The sequence below is a fragment of the Acidithiobacillus albertensis genome (assembly GCF_001931655.1).
In the GTDB taxonomy this organism is placed as follows: Bacteria; Pseudomonadota; Gammaproteobacteria; order Acidithiobacillales; family Acidithiobacillaceae; genus Acidithiobacillus; species Acidithiobacillus thiooxidans.
The window spans coordinates 1-1,586 of the sequence record NZ_MOAD01000058.1 but is presented as its reverse complement, the minus strand read 5'-3'; the positions used below and the strand labels follow the sequence as shown (position 1 = coordinate 1,586).

At 51.5% G+C, this 1,586-nt stretch carries 3 protein-coding genes; 1 reads left to right on the top strand and 2 read right to left on the bottom strand.

Annotated features, from left to right (window positions below; genetic code table 11):
- Nucleotides 1-136 (top strand): transposase (locus BLW97_RS17840; RefSeq protein WP_143214908.1); only part of this gene is annotated, 136 nt, incomplete at its 5' end.
- A gap of 525 nt (nt 137-661) precedes the next feature.
- Here the strand turns inward: BLW97_RS17840 and BLW97_RS17835 are convergent.
- The gene (locus BLW97_RS17835; protein ID WP_226825948.1) at nt 662-1,033 is read right to left on the bottom strand and encodes a YnfA family protein; all 372 of its coding nucleotides are present in this window, start codon (nt 1,031-1,033) and stop codon (nt 662-664) included.
- Nucleotides 1,034-1,078: 45 nt separating this feature from the next.
- The coding region (locus BLW97_RS17830) for a permease (protein ID WP_207650649.1) at nt 1,079-1,586 on the bottom strand (508 nt) is incomplete at its 5' end.

The following is a 1,586-nucleotide window of genomic DNA, read 5'->3' as shown; positions in this document are numbered from 1 at the left end:
CAATGGAATTCTGGAAGGTTTCAACAGCCTCATTCAATCCGCCAAGGCCAAGGCTCGGGGTTACCGCACGCACAAGAACTTTATCAACATGGCCTACCTGATCCTGGGCAAGCTGGATCTCAGGCTACCCACTTGAAATGACGAGGAACCTAGTCAACAGTCACGGTGTATTGTTTGTGATTAACCCAAACAATGGAAGGGTTTTATTTAAAAGACATCTTTCTGCTGGGTCTCCTGGACCCGCAGATGTTTTGCTCAGTAGAAACCATTTAGTTGTGGGAGGATCTTCTGGGAAGCTTGTCTCCGTAAAAACGGGATTATGAGTTTATCTTAATGAAACCTATTCATATGAAAGCTATGAGGGCAGCACTCCTGATAAGGCGTATCACTTGTCAGTATTTCTTGCGTTGGGGTGCTCTTTAACATGACTATCTGGTGATGTTACTGTCTATTTTTTTGGTGAGCTATTGGGAATTTTTTAGTTAAAAGTCCTCAAGTCCTGCTGTTACGAAAGGCCAAATGCGGATAATTGACCTGCCTAAATAAATCCTTGGATTTCGATTTCTTGCTGAGCATCGCCTATCATGTGACAAAAGCTTTACCGCTGCTCCAAATGTGGATGCGTAACCATGTTCGATATGGGCCGCTAATCAAGTCGGTGCTAGCCTCTGGGCGCGAACATAATAACGGCCATTCCCGTCAGGGCAAGGAAACTGCCGATAACGTCCCAGAAACTTGGGCGTATTCCCTCAACCATCCAAAGCCAGCCGATGGCCACTGCGATGTACACGCCGCCATACGCGGCGTAGGTACGCCCGGCGGCGGTCGGATGCAGGGTCAATAACCAGGCGAAGGCACCGAGCGAGATGGCTGCGGGTAACAGCAGCCAGAGCGGTTTGTCCTGTTTGATCACGAGCCAAGGTAGGTAACAGCCGACAATCTCAGCGAGCGCCGTAACAATAAACAGGAATAATATTCGCAGCAGCTTGAGCGCCACGCCCACATTTGTCATATTCGGTTCAGTTGCGAGCATGTTCAATCCTCTGCTTGGGCTCAAGATCGTATGTTTGGCCCATCTTTAAGCGGGTTCGGGTGCCAGGCCTGGCAAGTGTCTGCGCAAAGGCCGCAGCGCGAGTATCGTTAGCGCGCCGGCACCGAGCAGCTTGATCCATTCCGGCAGCAATTCTTGAGTGACATGCAACTGTGCGACGATGTCAATATGCAGCGCAACAACGACATAATTGGTCAGCAGTCCAAACCCGATGGCGGATACGCTTATCCCAGCCAGATAGACGAACACAAATCGCCATCCGAACTCCTTACGCAATGGGCCAAGCGAGCCCAGATTGGTCGCTTGACCAGCCAACAAAAACACCAGCACCACGCCAGGAGATATACCCGCCAGGAGCATGGCCGTTGCAATCGGCGTGGACTCAGTCGCGCAAACGTAAAACGCCAAGCTCACCAGCAGAATCACTAACATGGCAGGCAGACCACTGCCGTAGGTGCTCAACGCGGAGGGCGGCACCAGGGTCATGGTAATGCCCGCGAGCGTCAGGCCGATGAGTAGCCAGACGCTGAAGTCA

Coding starts and splice junctions, on each gene's coding strand:
- BLW97_RS17835 (WP_226825948.1), bottom strand. CDS start 1,033: ATGCTCGCAACTGAACCGAATATGACAAATGTGGGCGTGGCGCTCAAG.